We start from the raw sequence: 23,524 nt of genomic DNA on the forward strand, positions 1-23,524 counted from the left end.
CTCGAAGCGACGTCGCGCTCGGTCGCGGAGTGTCGCGCCGAGGACATGCCGGTGCTGCCGCTCGGGAGGAGACTCGCCCCGGGTTGTCGCCCGCGCAATGCCGGGGCCGGCGGTTTGCGTTGGCGATAATCCAAGGGTGGAAGCGCTGGACATGAATCTGCTCGTGGCCCTGGACGCGCTGCTGGACACCAACAGCGTCACCCTGGCCGCGCAGCGCCTACACACCTCCCCGCCCGCGATGAGCCGGACGCTGGCCAAGTTGCGCGGCGTGCTCGGCGATCCATTGCTGGTGCGCGCTGGTCGCAACCTGGTGCCGACGCCACGCGCGCTGGAATTGCGTTATGAGGTCAGCACGCTGGTCGAGCAAGGACGCGCGCTGCTGACGCCGCGCGACGATCTCGACCCCGCGGCACTGCGCCGGACGTTCGCGGTGCAAGCCGGTGACATGGTGCTCACCGAACTGGCGGAGCCCCTGCTGTCGGCGGTCCGGGCGCAGGCGCCGGGCGTCACGCTGCGCTTCCTGCCCGACACCCTCGAGGGCACCGCCGCCCTGCGCGACGGACGCGTCGACCTGGAAGTCGGCGTGATCGACCACACCGACCCGGAGACCACCGTGCGCAGAGTGCTCACCGACCGGGTGATCGGAGTGGCCGCCGCGGACCATCCACTGGTCACCGATCGCGTCACCGTCGCCGCGTACGCCGCCGCGCCGCATCTGAGCATCTCGCGCAACGGCCGTTCGCACGGCCCGATCGACGACCGCCTGGCCCTGCACGGCCGCACCCGGCGGGTGGTGGCCACCCTGCCGACGCTGACCAGCGCGCTGTTCGCGGTGCGCGGCGGCAACCTGGTCTGCCCTGCGCCTGCCATGCTGAGCGCCGCCACACTACCCGCGATGGGATTGAGCGCGTTCGAGATACCGCTGCCGCTGCCCGAAGTCGCCATCGGGATGGCGTGGCATCCGCGTAACACCGCCGATGGGGGGCATCGCTGGCTGCGCGATCTCGTCCAGGAGATCCTGCTGGGTTCGGCGGCTGCGGCGCGCCCCCCGAAGCGGCGCCGCGTCAAAGCCGCTCAGGACACCGGGGGCGGGCTGGAGAGCCGGTAGTCGGTCGGCCTGCGCTGCGCGTCGGTGCGCTCGGACTGATATCCGTTGACGGTCGAGTCGAAGACGTCGGAGCGGCCCAGTGGAGCCGCCGCCGTGCGCTTGAGTTCGTCCAGCATGGCCTGCAGTTTGTCCACGTGTGTGTTCTCTACCGGGGTGCGGTGTTCCTCGCCGGCGCGGTGCGCTCCGGTGAGGCCCGTGCCCGGGGCGTCCGCAGCCGCCCCGTTCTCCGGGCCGCTGTGATTCGTGGTGGCGGACGCGACGATGCTTTCGTACGCGGCGTTCTCGCCCGCGGAGTACGAGGCCGATGTGGTGGCGGGTTCGCGTGCCGCCGTGGACCTTTCCTGCCCCGTACTCGGATCGCGTGGCGTCGGCGGTGTGAACGGGGATAGGGGTTCCCGCGGTGTCGCCGCGGTGAAGGTCGGCTCGCGCGACGGAGGGGCCGTGAAATTCGATGCCGGTTCGCGGGGCGCGGAGACGCTCTGCTCGGAGGTGGAATCCGGTTGCAGCGCGGGCTCGCGAGGCGGCGTCAAGCTCGACCGCGCAGCGAAATCAGGTTCCGCTGCCGCGTGCACCGGCTCCCGCGGTGTGCTCGTCGGCCGCGCCCCGTTGCGGAAACCGGCTGGCTCGCGGGCATCACTATTCCGCGCCGCGAACTCGGCGCCGCCGCGCTCGGACTGGCGCGCGTTCGCCCGTCCCTCGGCTGCCCGGGACAGCGGTGCGGCCGGGCGCTCCGGCGCCGCTCGCCGATCCTCCGGCGTGTGGTCGTCAGCGGATTCCAGGCGCTCCACTCGCGTATCGAGATTCGAGATGTCTTGTCCGGCACGGAAAGCCCACGCTTCCAGCTCGGCCAACCGCCCTTCGACGCTCGGTTCGACCACCACGGCCGGTGCGCCATCGATCCGGGCCGCCACCACGTCCAGCTTCTCGCTGACCTCTCGGAGAGCCGACGCGATACTCGACAGCATCGCGCCGATCGACTCGCCGGTCTGCTGACCGTGCTCCATCCAGTACCTACTTCCCCGTATCGGCCCAGCTCGCACTCGGCCGGACGATTCTATCCGCCCAGTTGGGCATCCGCGGCTCGCGAAGAATCGGCGGTAAACCGATCCGAGACCTGATCGATGCAGCCTAGGCCCCCGGAAATACCCCCACGCAGGCGGATTACGCGGCGACCCGGTTTGTCCGGAAACCATGCCGACGCATCTGATCGATCATTATCCGCCCGAACCGCGCCGTCCGCGAGTCCGCGCTCGCCGTCGCCGCGAGGCTCGGCGTTGCGCGCCCCGGTGCCGGTGCGGCGGGCTGGAGACCGTCGAACTCTTCACCCCCGGGCGCGTCGCGGCGGCGGCAACGGTCAATTCGCCGATACCGGAGTGTCCGGTTCCGTCCGGGTGGCATGATGAAAGTCCTTGTGCCGCAAGATGCGACGCCGACCCCAGCGACAGCCCACGTGCGTGGCACACCCGAGCGCGGGGTGAACGGGGCTGGCGAGGTAGCCGAGTCTGACGCACTCTTGATCTATGGCGTAGGTCGCCTGGCCTGCGGTGGTTTGTGCAGGGGAGTGGTCGCGTGAGAACGAAGCAGCGGGCGGAGATCGCCTGCGGGCGCCGAGCGATGCTCGCCGAGTTGGGTATCGGAGAGGCTTCCGGCCGTACACGTGGGTCGAAGTCCGGCTACGCCTGCGGGTGCCCGGAATGTTCCGCCGCGCAGTGGGATATGCAGCGGCTCAAGTACTGGTTGTGCGGCAGGCTGCTCGCCTACGGGGCGGACGAAGCCGAAGTGGATGGGCGCATCGGAACACTGCCGGTGGACGTGTATTGGCGCAAGGGTGATCGGGTATACGCGATCGAGGTGCGCAGCGGTCCGCTCGAGCGCGCGCTCGCCCAGGAGCACACCGAGCGGCTGCGTGCCGCGGGCTGCACGGACGTGTTGTGGCTGTGCCCACCCGGATACTGGGTGCCGTACCTGCACGCGCTGGGCATCTCGGACTTCGCGCCCGTCGCCTGTGAGTACCGCGCGGTCACCGGCGTGCTGGACACCGAGCACGCGATGGCGGCGCCGCGGCGTGACCCGGTCGAACTGCGCGAGTTCCTCGCCGGCTGGGTACGCGGCGAGTACGTCTGGGGCTATCGGGATGAGAAGACAGGAGGCTGGGCCACTGTGACCGACTGGGAGTACCACACGAGGACGCAGGCCACGGTCATCGCCCGGCAGCGCCAGGAACTGGTCAACCAGCGCACGGCGCTGGCGGTTGCCCGCAAGTCGTTGCGGGACAGGCAGAAGCACTTGCTGAAGCTGACCACGCGACTGGAACGCGCGGAGCTGGCCGCCCAGGAAAGGGCCGATGCCCTCGCCGCCGCCCAGCGCACGATCGCCGATCACGATCGGCTGGACAAAGCCCTGCGCAACACGATCGCCAACCTCGAGGTGACCATCGGCCGCTGGCAGCTGATCACCATCTGCGCGATGCTGCTGATCGTCACGTTCCTGGCGGCGGCGATGGTGGTGCGCTGAGCCGGAACGGCGCCCGGTCCCATCGCCATTCGTGGCGCAGCACCAGCGCGAGGAAGTCCAGCAGCTCCAGGCCGGTCTTCGCGCGCACCTCGCGTAGCGCGGCCCAGTGCACCGGTCCGCGCTCGACGAGGCTTCGCAGCATCTGCTCGCTCGTCGCGCCGACCGGGCGCGCGCGCAGATCCGGGACGCCGATGCGGCTGCCGGTCCAGACCAGCCAGCCCCAGCCGTTGGCGTGCGCGTGGGCGCGACCGGCGGCCGCCTTCACCCGGTTGACGTGGAAGCCGACGTGGCCCAGCGGCGCGACGTCGATCAAGACCGTGCGGCCGTCGGTGAGGCGGGCGACGATGCTCGGATAGTGCAGCCGCCGCGCACCGTCGAAGTCGTAGCCGACTGCCGCGGGTTGCTCCTGGAACGTCTCGACTCGGCCGCTGGCGTTGAGGATCCACAGCAGCCTGGCCTCCAAGCCGGAGTCGAACGGCACGTCGCGGCCGACCTTGTCCAGGTAGAAGCGGCCGCGGCCGTCGTCGTCGCTGTCCACGGTGCGCGCGGAGACGGTGGGGACCGCGGCGGCGGCGCCTGCGCCCGGCCAATCGACCTGCTCCAACCAGGGATCGAGCTGACTCGTCGCGCGCGGCTCGGCGTCGTGCAGCTTCGCCAGGCGACGGTTGGTCTTCTTCTGCCAGGCGGCGATGCGCTGGGTGACGAACCCGGCGATCCGCTTCGCGTCCTCGGCGGCGTGCCCGGCCAGCCGCAGCTTCAGGTACGACAACTCGGTCGCGGCGATGTCGGTGTCGGTCGCGTACGTCTCCACCAGCAGCGCACGCACCAGTTGCCGGTCCATGGCATCGAGCGGATAGCGCGCGGACAGCACCGCGGCGGCGCGATGCCCGGACAGCTGGGCCGTCCGGATCATCTGCCCGACCGCTTTGGTGTGCAGTTGCCGCACACGGTCACGGGAGAGGTCGTAGCGCGCGCCGATCCGAGCCAGGGTTTCGGGTTTTTCCCCACCGACCCCGAGCCGAGCGGTCAGCAGGTCGCCGTCCTTGGCCTTCCGGTCGGCTTGCAGTGCGATCAACTCGCCGAGCACCTCGTTGACCTCCTCGAGTTCGAACGAGATGTCATCGCGCAGATCGAGCGACTCGGGATCGTCGTCATCGGCTCCCTGCGCGACCTCCGCACTGATCGTCACGCGACAACCCCCTGACTCGGCTCCGGCACTGTGCGGCACAGCGTATCCCCACCCACCGACACTGATCCCTGCCGCGGCCGCACCGCCGAAATGCGCGCCACACGACTTTCGACGCGTTGGGCTCGGCGAGGCAGTCTCGGCTGACAGCCACAGCGGCAACGTTTCCCGTGCTCGCAATTCTCGGTCGAGGCGGCCGAACTGGTCGTGGGTGATCTGCTCAGGCTCCGACGGCGCCGACGTGGGCAGGCCAGTCCTGGCGCGCCGCCCAGTCGCGCAGGGTGGTGGCGCCGGGGGTGACCACCGCTGGATCGGGTCCGGGTGATGGAGGTGTTCCCGGAGGCGGTGGGGTGTAGGCCCCCGCGATACCCTCCGCGGCCTCGGCCCCCAGATGCGGGGCCAGCATCCGCTCGTAGGCGGCGGGGGTTATCGAGTTCCATCGCACCGGGTGTCCCAGGGCAGCGGTGAGTTCGGCGGCGACCTCGTCGCCCGTCAGTCCCGCATCCTGCCGCGCCTTATAGACGACGCCAATTCGGCCCCGGCGCTGTTGCGGTCGCGCACGCTGCAACTGGCCGGTTCGGTGATGGTGCAGACTCGCCAGCCTGATTCGGCGCGCATCGCGCTGAACCAGTCCTTGACCGACGCCGAATCGACGGGCAACGTCCTGGACGCAGCGTCGGCGGTTATCACGCTGTGTTGGTTGCTGATTGTCGAGCGGCAATTCGAGGCGGTGCGTCATCTCGCTACCCGGTGGGCCGACCGCGTGGAGCCCCGGCTGTCCGTCGCGACGACGCGCGAGCTTTCGACCTGGGGATGGTTGTTGCTCCGAGCATCGGCGGCGGCGGTGCGCGATAACCGGCCCGATGAGGCCGACGAGATGATGAGGCTTGCCGCTGCCGCTGCCGCTGCCGCTGCCGCTGCCGCTGCCGGTGCCGGTGCGGTCGCGGTGCGGCCCGAGTCCGGCCCCTATCACCAGTACTGGACGACGTTCAACGCGGCCACGGTGGCCATGAAGCGGGTAGAGAACGCCGTGGTGGACGACCGCCCGGACGTCGCGTTGCGCTCGGCCCGCGATATCCCGCCGGACCAGCGGCCGACGTCGGACAACCGGAACCGGCACATGATCGACGTATCGGCGGCCCACGTGGAGTTACGCCAGTACGACGCCGCTTTCGATGTGCTGGCGTCGCTGTCGCGTGATGCGCGGCCGTGGCTGGTCGAACAGCGCTCGGCGCGTGATCTGCTGGGCCGCATCATCCGCAAGCGTCGCACCCTCACACCGGAATGCGCGAACTGGCCGACTTGTTACAGCTCGAATACTAACGGCCACAACAGATATCGGATGTGGCACTTCCGCGGACGCGTCCGGAGAGTGCCATTGTCGGCGGCCTCCACCTGCTGTGACGCTCGGTACAGCCGCGCCGTCGGGTCGAACTGGATCCCCCCGGCGGCGGGGCCTACCAACGGCATCAGGGGAAGGCGAGGAATGGACGACGCGCTCGGATGGGTAGTCGAGGTTCGTGTAGAGTTCCGGCGGCGCTTCGAGTGCTGTCTTGTCTGTCGTAGGGAGGGGATTTGCTGTGAACACTCATCAGCCCATCGAGCCGGGCCAGGCGGTGCACGACGATGATCCTTTGGTTCCCATCCCGATTCCTGCGCTCATCGCCCTGCTGATTCGCCGGGAAGACGACAAGGGCGCGGCTTTGACAGAGGACGAGGCCCTCGACGTACGCGATAACGCCGTCTGCATGATGATGCCGCTGTCGGACCAGCGAGCATTGAATCGGTCGCGTGGATATCGCGACATCGATCCGGACAACCTCTGGCAGGAATGGTGCGCCTACAAATCCGGTCAGGACCCCTTCACCCTCGGCGATGATCACCTCTGACTGTGCTCACCAGCACCCACGGCGGATCCCAAGATAATATCCCCGAATGTAGTTGCACACCGAGGATTCTGTTCCGTCTCCCAGGTCGCGAAAACACTGTCATCGGCATTACCGAGCCCTTTCAGGTGATCTCACCAGCTGTGGCATCAACTACGCGACCAGCGAGATCCTGCCAAGATCTTGACTCAAGACACCTACCGGGCAGTGTGCCCGCAGTCCGCCGTGCCGATCTTTGTTGATATATAGATGGGCGCTGCCACTCTCGCCCGGTGTGAAAGGTGCGTCGATCACTACTCGGATGGAGGTTCCCCCGGTAGCGCGTTTCTTCGCGATCGTTCCGTTTGCGCCGTACGATCGAGATGCATCGCCTTTTGCCAAATGGTCGATGGCGACGACACATGCACCAGAACTCACCAGCGGTTTGATTACCATGTGATGGCAGTTCGTGAACTCGTCTGATGAATTACTGTTGCCGCCGAACATGGGAACCAATACACCCAGGCTGTCGAGGATGACCACTGTCGGACGCCATTCGGCCATATGTGCGATGACTGCCGTTAGCTCTAGTCGGTCCTCTGGCTCGATGGAGAGGAAACGCTCTTGATCAGCGAGTGTGGCGTACTCGGCGCCCAGACTATGCAGTCGGGGGATGGTGGCGTTGGCCCCGTTTTGCTCCAGGTCGAGCCGTAATACCCGACCGCCGACGGCGAGTTCCTGAACCGTCGCATAATCCGTGAGCATCGTTTTGCCGGTCTCCGGATCGCCGAATACCGTGTTGTATTGCCCCCGATAGAACAGCCCGACGCCGTCGCTGCGGCGGCAGACTTGAATGACTGGAGTGTCGGGCTCGCCCACGGTAGTTGTTGATCTTTCGTCTCGGCGGCCGGGATTGGTCGCGATGCGTGAATGACGCGGAGAGGGTTCGGTAGACGCTTCGAACACCTACCGGACTCCGGATTTGGTCAGGCTGCGCGTCCGCTGGTCGGCGAGTTCGTTACGGCTAGGCCAGACCTCGGCGGGTGGTTGCGCTTCCACGTCGTTGTGTCTCCCATCGCGCTCGTTAGAACCCGAGCAAAAATGTGTCGCATCTAACAGTCGATCGGTGTTGTCTTCCGGGGTACATGTCGGAGGTGTGTGGTAAAGGGAGGGGTCCGGGTGACTCTGACCAGGCGAAATATCGGCGAATCGGCGTGCTGGCCGCACCTGGATTCACATTGACCGACTACTCAATCGTCAATTTGGTCGCATTCGCGAAAATGTGCCACGGTGAGGGTGGGGAAGCGCGAGAACCGGAACAGTATGGGCGGCATCGGGTGGTGCTGGTAGTGCGCAGAAACGGAACCGGTGATTGTCCTCGGCGGTTTCGTCCGATAGCGATCGGGCATCGGATCGATTGTGTGCTCGAGTAAGAGGTCAGTGGAGGTGTGAGTTCCTTTGAGACTCCCCGCAAGCCCCGCCGCAAGCCTGGCAACGTAACCGTGTTCGACGCGCACTACATCGACTTCCGCCGCCGCGTGAAGCGTCCGAGTGGATGGAAAGTCGGCCCTGACGGAGTCGAGGTGCCCAAGGGTCGCGGGTGGCAGGTGCGCTACGTCGACCAAGACGGCAAACAACGGTTCCCTGCATTCGAGACCAAGGCTGAGGCAACCCGCCGAACGTGACCGCATCGCCTCCGAACTGCACACCGGTACCTACATCGACGAGCGGAAGTCGGCCGCGCTGTTCTCCGAAATGGCCGAGACGTGGACGACGTCGCTCATCCGCAAGGCCGAGTCCACCCGCGAGAACCACGGGAGCGCGTTCTACGTAACCACGTGTCGTTGTACTGGGGGAGTGAGGATTTGGGCAGCATCACCCACGGCGACGTCGTGAAGTGGATCGGCGACATCACGCCGAAGATGGCCCCGGCGACGGTGCATCGCTGCTACCAGGTACTCGCCGGGGTGTTGCACTTGGCGGTGCGCGACGGCCGGATACGTGCGAACCCAGCTCGCGACGTCGAGTTGCCGAAGATCGAGGAAGAGGAAAAGCACTACCTCTCGCACGCAGAGGTCGCGCGACTCGCCGCTGCCGCCGACTATCTCTACAGCCTGCGGAAGAACCGGGAGCGGATTGGGCGGAACCGGTCGGCCGAACTCGCCGTCGAACGTGATGACGACGGGGTGCCGATCATTCCGGCCGCTGCGCAGTCGCCGGACGGGCTCGCGATCCGGTTGATGGCCTACACCGGTCTGCGCATAGGCGAGTTCTCTGCGCTGCGGGCCAAGAACCTCGATCTCGACGGCCTGCATGTCCGGGTGTTCGAGGCGTACACCGACGTCAAGGGAAAGCTGGTGCTCGGCCTGCCCAAGGGCGACAAGAAACGCACTCTCGACCTGGTGCCGGACCTGGTCGACGAACTGCGCGCGCACGTGAAGGGCAAGTCCGCCGAGACGCTGGTCTTCACTGCCGCCACGGGCCGGCCGATCCGGCGCACCAACTGGAACAAGCGGGTGTTGCACCCTGCCGCCAAGCTCGCCGGGCTGTACATCGCCGACGACGGCGAAACCGAACTCACCGCGCACGACTTGCGGCACACGTTCGCGAGCCTCTGCGCGTCGGCGGGTATCTCATCGCGGTACATCGCCGAGTGGATGAGCCACGCATCCACGGCGATCACGGAATCGGTCTACATCGACCTGTTCCCGAAGGACCTCGAGGCGCACGCCGCGCTGCTCGGTGCGGCCATGTCGAATGGCTCGAAGTAGCTCCGAGTTGCTCCCGCTACCCCGGAGTTACTCAACCTCGTGTGTGCTGAGTGTGTGTTCGGAGGCTGAAAAACAGAAGAGGCACCCTCTGAGTTTCCTCAGAAAGTGCCTCTGACCTGGTATTACGGTGGTGCGCGATACTGGGATTGAACCAGTGACCTCTTCCGTGTCAGGGAAGCGCTCTCCCGCTGAGCTAATCGCGCGAGGTGGAGACGGGAATCGAACCCGTGTGCACGGCTTTGCAGGCCGTTGCCTCACCACTCGGCCACTCCACCGCGCAAAGGGGGACGGCGTAATGTTGCCTGGCCCTACCTCTCGAGCGGATGACGGGATTCGAACCCGCGACCCTCACCTTGGCAAGGTGATGCGCTACCAGCTGCGCTACATCCGCATTTTGCTTCCCCGGGGCTCGTTTCCGGCCTCCGTGGTGCGAGACAGAACATTAGCCGACGCTCGGTGAAAGGTACAAATCCGCAGGTAGAACGGGGGAAATCTGGGAGGTTGCGTACTGTGACGCCGGTGGCTCATGTGGTGGATGGGGGCGTAGAGGCTTCCAGTCACCGATCCGACGATCCGATACGGTCGGCCGCAGGGATCGAAGGGGTGCTGATCGCATACTCGCTTGCGGCACTGTGCTCCGGCGGGTCGGATCCGAGGCTTCGGAGTGAGCCCCTCTCGCGTGCGGGACCTCGTCCGCCGCCTCCCTGTCCGGATGGCGATTTGGTGAACCGCGGGTGGCGCGTGCTAATGTTTCGTCTCGTCCGGAGGGCATCCCCGAGCCCCCGGAAATTGTCGGGTCTCATAGCTCAGCGGGAGAGCGTCCGCCTCACACGCGGAAGGTCGCTGGTTCGATCCCAGCTGGGACCACACACAGTGCGAGGCCGGTGCAGTATTGCCCGGCCTTCTTTGTTCTCCGAGCCGATCGGCCCCGTGGGTTTCGTGGCGTCGGCGATCCGTATCGAGTCCCCGGTGTGGCCTACGTCTCTCCTTGTGCTGTGACTTGGGTCACATTATGGTAGCGGTTGTCCCCATCTGGACCGGAAACCTTTTCAAGCGCTTTGCGAAGTCTTTACTATCAATCCGACCGCTGCGTCACGGGTCGCGCTTCCATCGAGGGAGGGCGGCTCGGGCGTCGCCCGCCGCTCGCTTTCGATGCCAAGAACATGTTCGACCGATGAACCGGGGCCACGATCCCGGCGAAGGAGAAATATGTCCCCCGACACCGATCCCGTACCACGGACGTCGTCGCCCGCAGGCATGCTCGGTCGTCTGACCGGAACCGGCCGTTTCTTTTCGGCCTCCTCGGCCGCGGTTTCCCCTGTCGCCCTGTGCCTTTGGCATGCGGGTTCCTCGCCGACCGCGCGTGCGTGCGCGAATACTTCGGCGGCACGGCGCATTTCGCCCAACTGGGCTGCGTGTGGAAGTTCGCCGGTGTCACTGGGCCGCCTGGGTAAAGGTACTTCCGGCACTGCCTCGATCGAGCCTCGGCGGCGCACCGGAATCCGGGAAGGGTCTGTCATGACGGGCGACCCCGCCCGCCACCGCGGGCGCGCGACCGTGTTGCACCCGCACCTCCGGCGCGACCTCGATTGCTTATTCCTCTCCTTTGCGGTTACGCAAATCGCGCCCAACACCGTCGCGGGCTGCGGGCAGGGTGACCTGCGCGCCGTCCGCCCGGTGTGCGATCCGGTGCGTGAGGGAAGCCGGATGTCTCGGTGGAGGCGGTCTCCGCCCACGCGCTGCGCGTGTGATCGAGGTCATGGTCGCGGGGAACGCGGAGGTCGACGGTGGCGCGCACCGGATCGCGGCGGAGCCTGCCTGACCCGGTGATGTGCGGTAGGTCACGGTGATAACGACGAGAGGACGGTGGGGAATAACACACAATTTCTTGAAGTTCTCAGGCTTTGCTAAGTCTTTACCAATACACTTGTCCTCGTTTACATCTCGACTCATCGCTGTGTCGGGACTGCTTCACCGCGAGATGCCGGTTCGCGGTCTTGTGCCCTGCTGGACATGTTGATCGTCAACCGACCTCGGCGAAACAGCCGAGTCGGCGAAGGAGAGTCATGGCTATCGATCACGATTTAGCCCCGCCACTGTCAATGCCCGCACCGGCGGGCCCGGGCCGCAGTTCCGGACCGCGGTCCGACCGCTTCACCGATATCCTGCGCCACGATGTGCCCGCCTCCATCGTGGTTTTCCTTGTCGCGCTGCCGCTTTCGCTCGGCATCGCGATCGCTTCCGGAGCCCCCGTCGCCGCGGGGCTCATCGCCGCCATCGTCGGCGGCATCGTCGTCGGGCTGCTCGGTGGCTCGGTACTCCAGGTGAGCGGCCCTGCCGCGGGCCTCACCGTCGTCGTGGCCGAGACGATCGACCAATTCGGTTGGCGCCTCACCTGTTTCATCGTCGTGGCAGCGGGTGTCCTGCAGATTCTGCTCGGGCTCAGCCGTGTGGCCAGAGCGGCGCTCGCCGTGGCGCCCGTGGTGGTGCACGCGATGCTCGCCGGTATCGGCATCACGATCGCGCTGCAACAGATCCATGTGCTGCTCGGCGGTTCCTCGCACAGTTCGGCCTGGCGGAACATCATCGAGCTGCCCGGACAGCTGATGTCCCTGCACGGCGGCGGCGCGTTGATCGGCGCGGTCGTGATCGCGATCATGGTCGGCTGGAAGTACCTGCCCGCCAGGATTCGCGTGGTGCCGGGGCCGCTCGCCGCGGTGCTCGTGGGCACGGTGTTGTCGCTGGTCCTGCCGCTCGGCGCCGAGCGCATCGTGCTCGACGGCTCGCTGTTCGACGCCATCGGCCTGCCCGCGCTGCCCAGTGGTAACTGGTCGGCTCTGGTCCTGGCCATCATCACCATCGCCCTGATCGCCAGCGTGGAGAGCCTGCTGTCCGCGGTGGCGGTGGACAAGATGCACACCGGCAAGCGCACCGACTTCGACCGGGAGCTGATCGGCCAGGGCTCGGCGAACGTGCTGTCCGGCCTGCTCGGCGGTCTGCCGGTCACCGGCGTGATCGTGCGCAGCGCCACCAACGTGACGGCGGGCGCGCACAGCCGCGCTTCCGCGGTACTGCACGGAGTCTGGCTCTTGGTGTTCTCGGTGGCCCTGGTCTCGGTAGTGGAGCAGATCCCGAAGGCCGCCCTGGCCGGTCTCCTCATCGTGATCGGCACCCAGCTGGTCAAGCTGGCCCACATCAAACTGGCCCAGCGCACCGGTGACCTGCTGGTCTACGTCGTCACGGTGCTCAGTGTGGTGTTCTTGAACCTGCTGGAGGGCGTGCTGATCGGCCTCGGCCTGGCCTTCGGCCTGCTGCTGTGGCGGGTGGTCCGGGTGGCGGTCAAAGCCGAACAGATCCCGGGCACGCAGCGCTGGCTGATCACCATCGACGGCTCGGCCACCTTCCTCGCGCTGCCGAAACTGTCGGCGCAGTTCGCGAAGATCCCCGCGGGAGCCGACGTCACGGTGGAGATGACGGTCGACTTCCTCGATCACGCGGCATTCGAGGCGGTCGAGGAGTTCGCCCGCCAGCAGGTGAACAGCGGAGGCAGCGTCGACTTCGTGGAGATCGGTGGGGCCAGAATGGCCCAGGCCACGGCCAAACCGCCGGCGCGGAGCTTCGCGCGCTCGGTCTGGGACGACATCCTCGGCCCGTGGCGCCGCGACGAGGGGCACAAGAACCCGGTCGCGGCAGGCGTCGCGGCCTACCACCGCAGCCACGCGCACGTCGTGCGGCCGCACCTGGACGAGTTGCGCGACAAGCAGGACCCGGATTCGTTCTTCCTGACCTGCTCGGACTCGCGGATCGTGCCGAACATCATCACCAACAGCGGGCCGGGCGACTTGTTCACCGTGCGCAACGTGGGCAACCTCGCTCCCGCGGAAGGTGACGCGTCGGTCGAGGCCGCGCTGGTGTTCGCGCTCGAACAGCTGAACGTCCGCTCGATCGTGGTCTGTGGGCATTCCTCCTGCGGTGCGATGAAGGCGTTGCACACCGGCGCCCAGGTCCCCGGCGTGGACGCCTGGCTCGCCCACGCGCAGCCGAGCCTCGAGCGGTTCCGCGCGGGCCATCCGGTGGCGGCGGCGGCTCGGGAAGCCGGCTTCGGCGAGGTCGATCAGCTGGCCATGGTGAACGTCGCGGTGCAGCTCGAACTGCTGCGCCGGCACCCCGCGGTGCGCAAGGCGATCGCCGAGCGCGGCGTCACGGTGTCGGGCCTGTTCTTCGACATCGCCAGTGCCCGGGTCGTCGAGGTGACCGAGAACGGGATCGCGCACATCGATGACGCGGGACATCAGCCCGCTCGCGAACTGGTGTGATCGACCGGTGATCCCGCCCGGGCCCGCCGCCCGGGCGGGATCACCGTGTCCGGGGGCGTGGAGCGGGATTCGGTGGGCCGGATTGCTCGTACCCTAGGGAACGTGACCGCAGATCTGGAAACGAGCTCTGCCGACCGGCCGACCCGCTGGCGCGCCTTCCGCGCCGGGCTCGAACGACGGCCTACCCTGTATCTCGCCTACCGGATCGTGGTCGCGGTGGTCGGTGTCGCCGTGCTCGCGGTCGGCGTTCTCGCGATCCCCTATCCCGGTCCCGGCTGGGCGATCGTGTTCGCGGGGCTCGGCATCCTGGCCACCGAATTCGCTTGGGCGCACCGAGTATTGACCTGGCTACGGGACCGATACCGGCAATTGATGGCCTGGTACTCCGGCCAGGGGCGGGCCGTGCAGGTGGCAGGTGCGATCGGCACCGCGGCGTTGGTCGTCGCGACGCTGTGGATTCTGGGAACCTTCGGGCTGGTCGGTAGTTGGATCGGAGTGGAATGGGAATGGCTGCGCAGCCCCCTGCAGCGGTGACCACCGTCGCAGGGCGCACGCTCACCCAGCCGGACTGGCTGGCCGCGCGGATCGCGGAAATGGGCCACTCCTGGGGGACCACGTCGCCGCGCATCGCGGGCACGCTGTGGTGGTGCATGGTGGCCTCCGCTCTGGTGGAGCAGATCGCGCGCGCCTACGCCTGCGACGAGCACGCCCCCGAACCCGCCCTGGATCGGATGGAGTGCGAGGTGCGCCCGGACGGTGGTGTCGAGCGGGTGCGCATCCCGGCGAACGATGGTCCGCGGGCAGGCAGCGCCGCGGTGCTGCGTGAGACGCTCGCCGCCGTGATCACGCCGGTCGCCGAGGTGTCCGGTGCCGCAGTCCCCGCCCTGTGGGCGATCACCACCGATGCGATCGGCAACCGGGCGCTGGATGCCGGTTCGCCGGACGCGGGCGCACGGCTGGCCATCGACATCGGTGGCAAACTGCCTGCACCGCGGTTCGTCGAAATCGGCGGGCGCACCTTCGTCCGGCGCATCTCCTGCTGCCTGGTGTTCGAGGTCCCCGGCTGCCAGATGTGCACGAGCTGCCCGAAACGCCCGGCCGCCGAACGAACGGCACTGCTCGCGGACCTAGCCGCCGGGGGCTGACGTACTGCCGGGGACAACTGAACTCCTGCACATACGGGTAACTCGCCGCATATGCCCGTAACTCGAGCGTCACGGAGGGGACTCGGACGCAAACCCCACGCCACCTGACCGGTACGGCCTAAAACCCGGAGGCGCGGGCGAGCGCGGCGGGACAGTAGCATGGTCGCGCCGGGCGAACATGCGATCGGCCACCGTCCAGCGGGACCCCTCCCGCACACGAGAACGCCAAGGAGAGCGCAGCCGTGACCACCTCAGCCCCCATCAGCCCAGTCGCCCTCGTCCGGGTGCCGGCCGGGACGACGGCGGGCGCCGCGGTGCGCGAGGCGGGACTACCCACCAAGGGCCCGGAAACCGTCGTCGTCGTCCGGGCCGACGGTGAACTCAAGGACCTGTCCTGGACCCCGGACGAGGACGTCGACGTGGAGCCGGTGGCGGCGAACACCGACGACGGCCGCAACGTCATCCGCCACTCCGCCGCGCACGTGCTCGCCCAGGCGGTGCAGCAGGAGTTCCCCGGAGCGAAGCTGGGCATCGGCCCCTACATCAAGGACGGGTTCTACTACGACTTCCGCGTCGAGCGGCCGTTCACCCCCGAGGATCTGGCCAAGCTCGAATCGCGGATGAAGAAGATCGTCAAAGGCGCGCAGCGGTTCTCCCGCCGGGTGGTCGAGGTCGACGACGCCAGGGTCGAGCTGGCCGCGGAGCCCTTCAAGCTCGAGCTGATCAGTGACAAGTCCGGGATCGATGACCCGGAGGTCATGGAGGTCGGCGGCAAAGAGCTGACCATCTACGACAACCTGGATCCGCGCACCGGAGAGAAGATCTGGGGCGATTTGTGCCGCGGCCCGCACATTCCGACCACCAAGTTCATCCCGGCCTTCAAGCTCACCCGCAGTTCGGCCGCGTACTGGCGCGGCGACCAGAGCCGCGAGGACCTGCAGCGCATCTACGGCACCGCTTGGGAGTCGCAGGAGGCGCTCGACGAACACCTGCACCTGCTCGCCGAGGCCGAGCGCCGCGACCACCGCAAGCTGGGTCTGGAGCTGGACCTGTTCAGCTTCCCCGACGAACTCGGTTCCGGCCTTCCGGTGTTCCACCCCAAGGGCGGGATCATCCGCAAGGAACTGGAGGAGTACTCGCGCCGCAGGCATGTGGCGGCGGGTTACGAGTTCGTCAACACCCCGCACATCACCAAAGGCCACCTGTTCGAGGTCTCCGGCCACCTGGACTGGTACCGCGACGGCATGTTCCCCGCGATGCACCTGGACGCCGAACTCAACGAGGACGGCACCGTTCGCAAGCCCGGCCAGGACTACTACGTCAAGCCGATGAACTGCCCGATGCACAACCTGATCTTCCGCGCCCGCGGCCGGTCGTATCGGGAGCTGCCGCTGCGGCTGTTCGAGTTCGGCTCGGTCTACCGCTACGAGAAGTCCGGCGTGGTGCACGGCCTGACCCGGGTGCGCGGCATGACCCAGGACGACGCGCACATCTACTGCACCAAAGAGCAGATGCACAGCGAGCTGACCGACACGCTGCGGTTCGTGCTGGATCTGCTGAAGGACTACGGCCTCGACGACTTCTACCTCGAACTGTCCACCAAGGACCCGAAGAAGTTCGTCGGCTCCGAGGAGATCTGGGAGGAGGCCACCGAAACCTTGTCCAAGGTCGCCTCGGCCTCCGGCCTCGAGCTGGTGCCCGATCCCGGCGGCGCCGCTTTCTACGGCCCGAAGATCTCCGTGCAGGCCAAGGACGCGCTGGGCCGCACCTGGCAGATGTCGACCATCCAGCTGGACTTCAACCTGCCCGAGCGCTTCGACCTGGAGTACACCGCCTCCGACGGCACCAAGCAGCGGCCGGTCATGATCCACCGCGCCCTGTTCGGCTCGATCGAGCGATTCTTCGGCGTGCTCACCGAGCACTACGCGGGGGCGTTCCCGGCGTGGCTCTCGCCGGTGCAGGTGGTGGGCATCCCGGTCGCGGAAGCGTTCGCCCCGCACCTGGACCGGGTGATCGAGCAGTTGCAGGACGAGGGCGTTCGCGCGCAGGTGGACCGTAGCGACGACCGGATGCAGAAGAAGATCTTCAACAACACCGCGCAGAAGGTGCCGTTCATGCTGCTGGCCGGTGAGCGCGACGTGAACGCGAACGCCGTGAGCTTCCGCTTCCGGGACGGCACCCAGGTCAACGGTGTGCCGGTCGACGACGCGGTGGCCACCATCGTAGCGTGGATCGCCCACCGGGAGAACGCGTCACCGACGGCCGAGGGGTTCGAGATTCGATCAACGAACAAGGGCGGGGACCCGGCATGAGTTTCCTGAGTCAACCCCTATGCGGCGGTCGGTTGTTTTTCCGGTTGGTGGCGGGTGGGGTTGTAGGCGGTTTTGGTGCGCCAGCAGGCCCAGATGACGCGCAGCCAAGCGCGGCCGAGGGTGCGCAGGGCGTGTGGGTGGCGTTGCCCGCGTGCACGGGCCGCGGCGTAGCGCTGCGCGGCCCAGGCGTGGGCGCGGCGGCTGTTGTCGAACCAGACGTGCAGGGCTTGGCGGGCGTGTCGGTTGGTGGCGTGCCGGAACGCGACGGTATGGGTCTTGCCAGAGGCGCGGGTGACCGGGGCGACACCGGTCTCCGCGGCCAGTTGATCGAAGCTGGTGGTGCGCTCGAGGATCGGGCCGACCTCACCGATGATCTGGGCCAGGTTCAGGGTGCCCACGCGTGGCAGATCGCCGAGCAACCGGGCGTAGGGGTGTGCGGTGACGGCCTCGGTGATGATCGTTTCGAGGGCGTCGATGCCGGCCTGCAGTGCCCGCACGACCGCGACCTGGGCGCGGACCAACTGCGCCACCACGGCCTGCCCGAGGCGGGTGGCGGCCACCGGCGCCCCACGCAGTCGGGCCAGCAGCTCGCTTCCGCTGCGGCGGCCACTGTAGCCTCGGCGTTTGCAGAACTGCTCGAGGCGGGCCGGGGTGAGCCCGGCGGCGCTCTGCGGGGTCGGGTAGCGGTCGAGGAACTCCAGCGTGATCGGCGAATGCAGTTGCGCGAAAACGGTTTTGCCCCCGGGCCAGTGCGCATCGAGCAGGGCGGCGAGCTGGTTGGCAGCCGCGATACGCAGACCCAGCTGGTCGCCGCGCTGGCGGGTCAGTGCCTGCAGCTCGAGAGTTTCCGGCAGTGTCGGCACCAGCCGCGGCAGGCGGTGGATGTCGGTGCGCGCGAAGTCCGCCAGCTTGAACGCGTCGCCGGGATCGTTCTTCGCCCGCGCTGCGCCCCAGCGTGGCCGGGCGGCATGGAATGCGTTGGGGTGTATCGCGATCACCGGGTGACCGGCGGCGAGCAGGCGGTCCACGACCAAGCCGCGGGTGGTCTCGATCGCCACCGGCAGATCGGTACGGTCGCCGTGACGAGCCAGTTCGGCCAGCGCCCGGGCGATGCCGTCCTCGGTATGAGGGATCCTCAGCCGGTCGACCCGGCCCCCGGCGTCGTTGATCACGGTCACGTCGTGGGCAGCGTTTCCCCAGTCCCAGCCGACGAACAACGGCTGTCTCCTTCGAGGTCGAATCCGCACCTCGCCGGTCTCGAGGGCCGCTGCCGGAAGCTCACTAATCGGCCCTCACACACGGGGCATGTTCCTGACGCCGGTCTGCGGCCCTCGGCCCGGCAGGGCTGGCGGAACTCATACTGGCCATCGAATGGCACGCGATCTAGGCCATGCACCCACCGGGACCGAGAGGTCACAACCCTACCTGTTCGGGTTGCAGAAAGGATGGTGCCCTAGTGAGCGGTCAGGGCCGGAGGAGGCAGCGGAGCGTGACCACGCAGGTCCCCGCTCATGCCGGAAAGGGACCCGGCATGAGCGGTCAGGGCTGGAGGAGGCAGCGGAGCGTGACCACGCAGGGCCCCGCTCGTGCCGTCAGGAGTTACAGCATGAGCGGTCAGGCCCGGAGGCGGCAGCGCAGCGTGACCACGCAGGGCCCCGCTCGTGCCGTCAGGAGTTACAGCATGAGCGGTCAGTCCCGGAGGGGGAGGGACACGGCATGACCGAGCGTACGGTGCCGGACGGGCTCGCGGATCTGGACGCGACCTCGGCCGAGCCGGGCAGCATCGTGGACACCGGCGCGGGGGAACCGGACCGGCTGCTGCGGCTGTGGACGCCCTACCGGATGTCCTACATCGCGGAGGCTGCCACGGGCCCGAAGGATTCGACCGGCCATCCCTTCACCGACATCCCGAAGATGTCCGACGAGGACGGACTGGTCATCGCCCGGGGTGAGCTGGTGTACGCCGTGCTCAACCTGTACCCCTACAATCCGGGGCACATGATGGTGGTGCCCTACCGCAAGGTGGCGAACCTCGAGGATCTCACCGAGGCGGAGAGCGCCGAGCTGATGGCTTTCACCCAGCAGGCGATCCGGGTCATGAAGAAGGTGTCGCGGCCGCACGGGTTCAACGTCGGGCTGAATCTCGGCGGGGTAGCGGGTGGGTCGCTCGCCGACCACCTGCACCAGCACATCGTGCCGCGCTGGGGCGGTGACGCGAATTTCATCACCGTCATCGGCGGGGCGAAGGTCATGCCGCAACTGCTGCGGGAGACCAGGGCGCTGCTGTCGGCGGCCTGGAAGGAGGCGTAGATGAGCGCCCGGGCGGAGTTGCCGTGCTGAGCTTCTTCGGCCGCGAGACGTTCGCCAAAGCGACGGCTCCGCTGGGCCGCGCACTGGTCGGCACGGGACTCACTCCCGACGCCATGACGCTGATCGGCACCACTGCCTCCATCGCCGCGGCGGTCACGCTCTTCCCGACCGGACACCTGTTCTGGGGAACCATGGTGATCTGGCTGTTCGTCATGTTCGACATGCTCGACGGTGCCATGGCCAGAGCTCGCGGCGGCGGCACGAAATACGGCGCGGTACTGGACGCCACCTGCGACCGGCTGGCCGACGGCGCCATCTTCGCCGGGCTGGCCTGGTGGGCAGTCTTCCACGAGCAGCACAAACCGCTGTTCGCCGCGACGCTCGTCGTCCTGGTGACTTCGCAGGTGATCTCCTACGCCAAGGCGCGCGCCGAGGCCAGCGGACTGTCCGCGGACGGGGGCCTCATCGAGCGGCCCGACCGGCTGATCATCGTGCTGGTGGGAGCGGGATTCACCGGGATCGGCGGCTACTGGGGCATCGAGTGGCTCACCTACGCCGTGCATGTGGCTATGTGGATCCTCGCCGTGCTCAGCATCGTCACCGTCGTGCAGCGGGTGCTGGCGGTGCGCAACTCGCCGGGTGCGCGCACCGTGATCCCGGCTGGGCAGCCGCAGAGTCCGAGCGCGGGAACCCCGGGCACCACAGGACTTCCGTCGTGATCTCACCCAGGTACGGACGCCGACCGATCGATGGTGGCGTCGGGGCATTCGTGACGACGGAGTGCGGACCGGCAGCGCGGGAGTGCGAATGACCATCGGGGAGCGGCTCGCCGCCACGGGATACGCGGCGGGCTGGCGGCTGGTGCGTGCGCTGCCGGAGCCGACGGCACGGCGGCTGTTCGAGTGGGGCGGGGACCAAGCGGCCCGCCGCGCCAATCGGGAGTTCCACGCGGGCGGCCCGCCGAACCAGTTGCGCCGCAACCTGGCGCGCGTGCTCGGCGTGCTCCCCGCCGACGTGCCGGACGAGCTGATCAGCGCCAGTATGCGGTCGTACGCGCGGTACTGGCGGGAGGCGTTCCGGCTGCCCGCGATGGACCATTCCACGATCGACTACTTCGTCGACGGGTTGCCGTACCTGGACGCCGCGCTGGAGGAGGGGCGGGGCGTGGTGCTCGTGCTGCCGCACTCCGGCAACTGGGATATTGCGGGTGTCTGGCTCGTGCAGCACTACGGCGCATTCTCCACCGTGGCCGAGCGACTGAAGCCCGAATCGCTGTTCGAGCGGTTCGTAGCCTACCGGGAGAGTCTCGGCTTCGAGGTCTTCCCGCTGACTGGTGGCGAGCAACCGCCGTTCGTTCAGTTGGCGGCGCGCCTGCGGCAGAACAAGATCGTGTGCCTGATGGGTGAACGCGACCTCACCGGCAAGGGCGTCCCCGTCCAGTTCTTCGGTGAGCGCACCTGGATGCCCGCGGGCGCGGCGAAATTGGCCGCCGAGACGGGAGCCGCGTTGATTCCGGTGCACGCGTGGTTCGAGGTCGATACCGACGGCCGCGAGAACTGGGGCCTGAAAACCGAGGCGCCGCTGGACGTTTCCGTCGGGGTGGCCGCGGCTACCCAGGCGCTGGCGGACCGCTTCGCAGCGAATATCGCCGAGCACCCCGCGGATTGGCACATGCTGCAACCATTGTGGGAGAGCGATCTCTCGCCCCGGCGGCGCGCCATGATCGCCGCCGCGCAGGCGGGGCTCAAAGCCGAGCAGGGAGACGTATCGCCATGAAGATCGGCATGGTCTGCCCCTATTCCTTCGACGTCCCCGGCGGGGTGCAGGCGCATGTGGTCGAGCTGGCGCGGGTGTTCATCGAACGTGGACACAAGGTGAGCGTTCTGGCGCCCGCGTCCGACGAGACCCCGCTGCCGGAGTTCGTGGTGTCGGCCGGCCGCGCGGTGGCGATCCCGTACAACGGGTCGGTGGCCAGATTGTCCTTCGGGCCCATGGCCTACACCAGGATTCGCCGGTGGATCGACGGCAACGACTTCGACGTGTTGCACATCCACGAGCCGAACGCGCCGAGCCTGTCCATGCTCGCGCTGAAGATCGCCGAGGGCCCGATCGTGGCGACTTTCCACACCTCGACGACGAAATCGTTGGTGCTGAGTACTTTTCAGGGCGTGCTGCGGCCGTATCACGAGAAGATCTCCGGCCGTATCGCCGTTTCCGAGCTGGCGCGACGGTGGCAGGTCGAAGCGCTGGGCTCGGATGCGGTGGAGATACCCAACGGCGTCGACGTCCCGGCGTTCGCTCGGGCGCCGATGCTGCCGGGGTACCCGCGCCCAGGGGGGACGGTGCTGTTCCTGGGGCGTTATGACGAGCCGCGCAAGGGCATGGAGGTGCTGCTCGGCGCGCTTCCCGAGCTGGTGCGCAAGCATCCCGATGTCGAGATCCTGATCGTCGGCCGCGGGGACGAGGACCGGTTGCGCCGCGAAGCGGGTGAGCTGTCCGTTCACCTGCGCTTCCTCGGCCAGGTGTCCGACGAGGAGAAGGCTTCGGCGATGCGGAGCGCGGACGTGTACGTCGCGCCCAACCTCGGCGGCGAGAGTTTCGGCATCATTCTGATCGAGGCGATGGCCGCAGGCACCGCGGTGGTGGCCAGCGAACTGGACGCCTTCCGCCGGGTGCTGCGTGACGGTACGGCGGGCATGCTGGTCCCGGTCGGCGACCCGGCGGCCCTGGCCGCCGCGCTGCACGCCGTGCTCACCGACGAGGTGCGCAGGGAGGCTCTGGTGCGTACCGCGACGCAGGTGGTCGGCGAGTACGACTGGCCGGTGGTGGCCGAACAGATCTTGCGTGTCTACGAGACGGTGACCATCGGCGACACGAGAGTGCGGGCCGCCGGATGATCACCTTTTCCGCGACCACCGTTCTCGTTCTCGCGCTGATCGCCGCGGTGATCGTCGCGATCGGTCTGTGGGCCTACTCCACCGCCAACCGACTGGACCGGTTGCACGTGCGGTCCGATCAATCCTGGCAGGCACTCGACGCGGCTCTGGCCAGGCGGGCGGTGGTGGCTCGGTCGGTGGCCATGGCGATCGCGGGGCCGGTGTCCGATCCGACCCGGTCGGAGCAGGCCAGAAACCTCTCGTCGCTGGCCGACCGCGCCGAGCGCGCCGGTCGCGCCGAGCGGGAGACGGTGGAGAACCAGCTGTCCTCCGCGCTGTCGGCGGTCGATATCGGCACGCTGCGCCCACAGTTGGTCGCCGAACTGGCCGACGCCGAGGCCCGGGTGCTGATCGCCCGCCGCTTCCACAACGACGCCGTGCGCGACACGCTGGCGCTGCGCACGCGGCGTCCGGTCCGCGTCCTGCACCTCGGGGGCACCGCCCCGCTGCCGTCGTACTTCGAGATCACCGAGCGCGCCACTCCCGCGGCATCGACCGGCCTGGCGGTGGACACCATTCGTACCACCGCGAGGATCGTGCTGTTCGACGAGAACGACCGGACCCTGCTGATGCGCGGCAACGACCCGAAGACGCCGGAGGTGTCGTTCTGGTTCACCGTCGGCGGCGGCGTGGAGCCGGGGGAGAGCCTGCGCGTCGCGGCGGTGCGGGAACTGTACGAAGAGACCGGGTGCCGCGCCGACCCGGCCGATCTGCGCGGGCCGCTCTGGCGGCGGGTCGCGGTATTTCCCTTCAACGGCGAGCTGATCCGGTCCGAGGAGCTGTTCTTCGCGCTGCGGGTGCGTGGTTTCGAGCCCTACGCGGCGAATCCGACCGCGATCGAACGACGTTCCATCACCGGCCACAAATGGTGCACCGCAGCCGACATCGTCGCGCTGGATCGCGGCGGTGAGACCGTGTACCCGTATCACCTCGATGAGCTGCTCGCCGAAGCGGCCGAGGCGGCGTCGGGCACCGCTGATCCCGAGGTCCGCTCCATCCGCTGACGGGCGCGAGAACCTGTGATGTGTTTCACGATCGTGATACCGTCGCGATGATTCGAG

At 67.8% G+C, this 23,524-nt stretch carries 20 protein-coding genes and 4 tRNA genes; 16 read left to right on the top strand and 8 right to left on the bottom strand.

The annotated features are described in order from the left end of the window. Window positions 1–136: 136 nt before the first annotated feature. Entirely contained in the window at window positions 137–1,108 is a 972-nt protein-coding gene (locus tag K8O92_19305; protein ID UAK30103.1) for a LysR family transcriptional regulator, read from the top strand. On the opposite strand, the gene K8O92_19310 is transcribed toward K8O92_19305, so the two are convergent. Continuing rightward, on the bottom strand, window positions 1,075–2,112 hold the full coding sequence (locus tag K8O92_19310; protein UAK30104.1) for a hypothetical protein: 1,038 nt from the start codon (window positions 2,110–2,112) through the stop codon (window positions 1,075–1,077). The genes K8O92_19305 and K8O92_19310 overlap by 34 nt on opposite strands. Window positions 2,113–2,824: 712 nt before the next feature. Here K8O92_19310 and K8O92_19315 point away from each other — a divergent pair. Further along, window positions 2,825–3,622: a hypothetical protein gene (locus K8O92_19315; GenBank protein ID UAK35815.1), complete on the top strand. Its 798-nt coding sequence runs from the start codon at window positions 2,825–2,827 to the stop codon at window positions 3,620–3,622. Here K8O92_19315 and K8O92_19320 read toward each other — a convergent pair. After that, window positions 3,588–4,811 (bottom strand): hypothetical protein, encoded by a 1,224-nt coding sequence (locus tag K8O92_19320; protein ID UAK30105.1) that lies wholly within the window; start codon window positions 4,809–4,811, stop codon window positions 3,588–3,590. The two genes, K8O92_19315 and K8O92_19320, sit on opposite strands and share 35 nt — an antisense overlap. 217 nt (window positions 4,812–5,028) lie before the next feature. Continuing rightward, a complete protein-coding gene (locus tag K8O92_19325; protein UAK30106.1) occupies window positions 5,029–5,253 on the bottom strand; it encodes a hypothetical protein in 225 nt (74 codons plus the stop codon). 3 nt (window positions 5,254–5,256) lie between these two features. Between K8O92_19325 and K8O92_19330 the strand changes: the two genes are divergently transcribed. Continuing rightward, window positions 5,257–6,438 carry a hypothetical protein gene (locus K8O92_19330; GenBank protein ID UAK30107.1) on the top strand — a complete coding sequence of 394 codons (1,182 nt, stop codon included), beginning with the start codon at window positions 5,257–5,259 and terminating at the stop codon, window positions 6,436–6,438. Beyond that, on the top strand, window positions 6,425–6,697 hold the full coding sequence (locus K8O92_19335) for a hypothetical protein (protein ID UAK30108.1): 273 nt from the start codon (window positions 6,425–6,427) through the stop codon (window positions 6,695–6,697). The genes K8O92_19330 and K8O92_19335 overlap by 14 nt, the downstream gene beginning before the upstream one ends. A 150-nt stretch (window positions 6,698–6,847) precedes the next feature. On the opposite strand, the gene K8O92_19340 is transcribed toward K8O92_19335, so the two are convergent. Continuing rightward, on the bottom strand, window positions 6,848–7,639 hold the full coding sequence (locus tag K8O92_19340; protein ID UAK30109.1) for an AAA family ATPase: 792 nt from the start codon (window positions 7,637–7,639) through the stop codon (window positions 6,848–6,850). A 482-nt stretch (window positions 7,640–8,121) separates the two neighbouring features. On the opposite strand from K8O92_19340, the gene K8O92_19345 reads away from it, so the two are divergent. Together K8O92_19345 and K8O92_19350 are read left to right on the top strand one after the other, a co-directional pair. After that, the gene (locus K8O92_19345; GenBank protein ID UAK30110.1) at window positions 8,122–8,358 is read left to right on the top strand and encodes a PepSY domain-containing protein; all 237 of its coding nucleotides are present in this window, start codon (window positions 8,122–8,124) and stop codon (window positions 8,356–8,358) included. A 180-nt stretch (window positions 8,359–8,538) separates the two neighbouring features. Continuing rightward, a complete protein-coding gene (locus K8O92_19350; GenBank protein UAK30111.1) occupies window positions 8,539–9,444 on the top strand; it encodes a site-specific integrase in 906 nt (301 codons plus the stop codon). A 128-nt stretch (window positions 9,445–9,572) separates the two neighbouring features. Here the strand turns inward: K8O92_19350 and K8O92_19355 are convergent. The 3 genes from K8O92_19355 to K8O92_19365 all read right to left on the bottom strand — a co-directional run bounded on the left by K8O92_19355 (window position 9,573) and on the right by K8O92_19365 (window position 9,835). Beyond that, window positions 9,573–9,647: transfer RNA gene (locus K8O92_19355), tRNA-Val, on the bottom strand. A 1-nt stretch (window position 9,648) separates the two neighbouring features. Then, a tRNA-Cys gene (locus K8O92_19360) sits at window positions 9,649–9,719 on the bottom strand. A gap of 43 nt (window positions 9,720–9,762) precedes the next feature. Continuing rightward, a tRNA-Gly gene (locus tag K8O92_19365) sits at window positions 9,763–9,835 on the bottom strand. Window positions 9,836–10,239: 404 nt separating this feature from the next. Between K8O92_19365 and K8O92_19370 the strand changes: the two genes are divergently transcribed. From K8O92_19370 to thrS, 5 genes are all read left to right on the top strand, one after another. Beyond that, window positions 10,240–10,311, top strand: a tRNA-Val gene (locus tag K8O92_19370). A 1,199-nt stretch (window positions 10,312–11,510) separates the two neighbouring features. After that, complete coding sequence (locus tag K8O92_19375; GenBank protein UAK30112.1) at window positions 11,511–13,760, top strand: carbonic anhydrase; 2,250 nt, start codon at window positions 11,511–11,513, stop codon at window positions 13,758–13,760. A 102-nt stretch (window positions 13,761–13,862) separates the two neighbouring features. Next, a complete protein-coding gene (locus K8O92_19380; GenBank protein ID UAK30113.1) occupies window positions 13,863–14,294 on the top strand; it encodes a TIGR02611 family protein in 432 nt (143 codons plus the stop codon). Next, complete coding sequence (locus K8O92_19385; protein ID UAK30114.1) at window positions 14,261–14,905, top strand: (2Fe-2S)-binding protein; 645 nt, start codon at window positions 14,261–14,263, stop codon at window positions 14,903–14,905. Before K8O92_19380 ends, K8O92_19385 begins: the two co-directional genes overlap by 34 nt. Window positions 14,906–15,147: 242 nt before the next feature. Beyond that, a complete protein-coding gene (thrS, locus tag K8O92_19390; protein UAK30115.1) occupies window positions 15,148–17,217 on the top strand; it encodes a threonine--tRNA ligase in 2,070 nt (689 codons plus the stop codon). A gap of 17 nt (window positions 17,218–17,234) precedes the next feature. On the opposite strand, the gene K8O92_19395 is transcribed toward thrS, so the two are convergent. Further along, a complete protein-coding gene (locus K8O92_19395) occupies window positions 17,235–18,434 on the bottom strand; it encodes an IS110 family transposase (GenBank protein UAK30116.1) in 1,200 nt (399 codons plus the stop codon). Between the two features lie 499 nt (window positions 18,435–18,933). Between K8O92_19395 and K8O92_19400 the strand changes: the two genes are divergently transcribed. The 5 genes from K8O92_19400 (at window position 18,934) to K8O92_19420 (ending at window position 23,467) form a co-directional block, all read left to right on the top strand. Beyond that, complete coding sequence (locus K8O92_19400; GenBank protein ID UAK30117.1) at window positions 18,934–19,527, top strand: HIT domain-containing protein; 594 nt, start codon at window positions 18,934–18,936, stop codon at window positions 19,525–19,527. A 23-nt stretch (window positions 19,528–19,550) separates the two neighbouring features. Further along, window positions 19,551–20,246 (top strand): CDP-alcohol phosphatidyltransferase family protein, encoded by a 696-nt coding sequence (locus K8O92_19405; protein ID UAK30118.1) that lies wholly within the window; start codon window positions 19,551–19,553, stop codon window positions 20,244–20,246. Between the two features lie 88 nt (window positions 20,247–20,334). Further along, on the top strand, window positions 20,335–21,303 hold the full coding sequence (locus K8O92_19410) for a phosphatidylinositol mannoside acyltransferase (protein UAK30119.1): 969 nt from the start codon (window positions 20,335–20,337) through the stop codon (window positions 21,301–21,303). Further along, window positions 21,300–22,424: a glycosyltransferase family 4 protein gene (locus K8O92_19415; GenBank protein ID UAK30120.1), complete on the top strand. Its 1,125-nt coding sequence runs from the start codon at window positions 21,300–21,302 to the stop codon at window positions 22,422–22,424. The genes K8O92_19410 and K8O92_19415 overlap by 4 nt, the downstream gene beginning before the upstream one ends. Further along, a complete protein-coding gene (locus tag K8O92_19420; GenBank protein UAK35816.1) occupies window positions 22,424–23,467 on the top strand; it encodes an NUDIX domain-containing protein in 1,044 nt (347 codons plus the stop codon). Before K8O92_19415 ends, K8O92_19420 begins: the two co-directional genes overlap by 1 nt. Window positions 23,468–23,524 lie beyond the last annotated feature (57 nt).

The sequence above is a fragment of the Nocardia asteroides genome, from assembly GCA_019930625.1.
Lineage (GTDB): Bacteria > Actinomycetota > Actinomycetes > Mycobacteriales > Mycobacteriaceae > Nocardia > Nocardia sputi.

Bases quoted from the DNA above. Each gene is read 5' to 3' on its own strand.
- K8O92_19310 (UAK30104.1), bottom strand. From the start codon at position 2,112: ATGGAGCACGGTCAGCAGACCGGCGAGTCGATCGGCGCGATGCTGTCG.
- K8O92_19315 (UAK35815.1), top strand. From the start codon at position 2,825: ATGCAGCGGCTCAAGTACTGGTTGTGCGGCAGGCTGCTCGCCTACGGG.
- K8O92_19375 (UAK30112.1), top strand. From the start codon at position 11,511: ATGGCTATCGATCACGATTTAGCCCCGCCACTGTCAATGCCCGCACCG.
- K8O92_19385 (UAK30114.1), top strand. From the start codon at position 14,261: ATGGGAATGGCTGCGCAGCCCCCTGCAGCGGTGACCACCGTCGCAGGG.
- K8O92_19400 (UAK30117.1), top strand. From the start codon at position 18,934: ATGACCGAGCGTACGGTGCCGGACGGGCTCGCGGATCTGGACGCGACC.
- K8O92_19410 (UAK30119.1), top strand. From the start codon at position 20,335: ATGACCATCGGGGAGCGGCTCGCCGCCACGGGATACGCGGCGGGCTGG.
- K8O92_19415 (UAK30120.1), top strand. From the start codon at position 21,300: ATGAAGATCGGCATGGTCTGCCCCTATTCCTTCGACGTCCCCGGCGGG.